The organism is Paracoccus sigandri, assembly GCF_003709565.1.
Lineage (GTDB): Bacteria > Pseudomonadota > Alphaproteobacteria > Rhodobacterales > Rhodobacteraceae > Paracoccus > Paracoccus siganidrum.
Genome location: NZ_QNRC01000102.1, coordinates 1 through 1,394 on the forward strand (window position 1 = coordinate 1; position 1,394 = coordinate 1,394).

1 protein-coding gene is annotated in these 1,394 nt (G+C 64.1%); it reads right to left on the reverse strand.

What is annotated here, in order from left to right; genetic code table 11:
• Positions 1 to 66 precede the first annotated feature (66 nt).
• Entirely contained in the window at positions 67 to 1,293 is a 1,227-nt protein-coding gene (locus tag C9E82_RS23910) for an IS256 family transposase (RefSeq protein WP_119901247.1), read from the reverse strand.
• Between the last annotated feature and the right edge of the window lie 101 nt (positions 1,294 to 1,394).

Sequence of the window (1,394 nt, forward strand, 5' to 3'; positions counted from 1 at the left end):
GGTCGTGTCTCGAATGTGGTGGAAATTCCCTCGCGGCGGGCTCCGGGCATGTGAGGTTGGCTCCAGTCAGGCCGCGAGGTCAAGAGACATCGGCACGAGTGGTTGAGAGAGGGTTTCCCATCCGTCGACCTTTCGCATCTGGATCTGCCCTGACGCCAAGAGCGCCCAGAGCAACATCGGCACGGTTTCGGCGCAGGGCAGGACGGTCTGGGTCTTGATGCGGCGCCGGAACTCCTCGTTCAGGCGCTCGATGGCATTGGTGGTCCGTGCGGATTTCCATTGCGAGGGATCAAGACGGGTGAAGGTGAAGAGTCGGTCACCCGCTTCTTCAAGGCTGTCGGCCACGGCCCGGCACTTGAGCTTCCACTTCCGCAGGAAAGCCTTGCGACGCTTCTCGATCTCGGCGGCCGTATTGGCATAGATCATGTCGCGGTAGTCTTCGCTCAGCTCGTCGTGCAGGCGCTTGGGCGCGTGGCCAAGCAGGTTGCGGTGCTTGTGAACTGTGCAGCGCTGGATGGGCAGATCCTCGCCCCAGAGCGCCACGAGCGCGGCCTCAAGTCCGGGAGCGCCGTCAACGATCACGAACTCCGGGCGCCTCAAGCCCCGCGCATCCAGATCGGCGAGGAATTGGCTCCAGGCAGCCGTGCTTTCGCCGCCCATGTTCCTGATCGAGATCAGCACCTTTTGCCCGTCGCGCCGCACGCCAATCGCCGCCAGCACCGAGATGTTGGTGGCCTTGCGGTCCAGCCGGGTCTTGATGACGGTGCCGTCGAGGATAAGCCGAACGATCTCTTCGCCGGCCAGGTCCCGAGTGGACCAGGCGTCCCAGTCGACCTTCACCTTGCGCCAAGCGCGGCTGACCACATCCTTGCTCACCGCGCCTTCGAACAGCCCGAAGAGCGCCCGCTTGACGCGCCGGGTATTGGTGCCGGCCAGATAGACCGCCGCGATCAGGGCCTCGGCCTTCTTCGTCAGCCGCCTGTAGCGTGGCAGCGCCTTCGAGCGCCATTCGCTGATCTTGCCGGCCTCGTTCTCGATCCGAGCGCGTGGCACGCGGACCGTCTCAGTCCCAAACGTGCCGGTGAGTTGCCGTTCGCGGTGCCCGTGGCGGTAGCCCTCGGCCCGCTCGTTGCCGCGACCATAGCGAAGACGGCCGAGAAATTCGGCCAGTTCCTCTTCGAACATGGCCTCGATGGTGGCACGGACATTCGCCCGCAGGCGATCCTCGATCGGATCATACCCACTTGCGTCGGGCAGTAGCGAAAAGGACGAGCTGTCGGTATTCTGCTTCATGGCGTGATCTCCCTGGCGGTTGCCGCCGCCGGTTGGGTGGGTGTCAGTTCACCCGGAGATTACGCCGCCTTCCAATTTCCACCAGTTCCGAGACACGACCT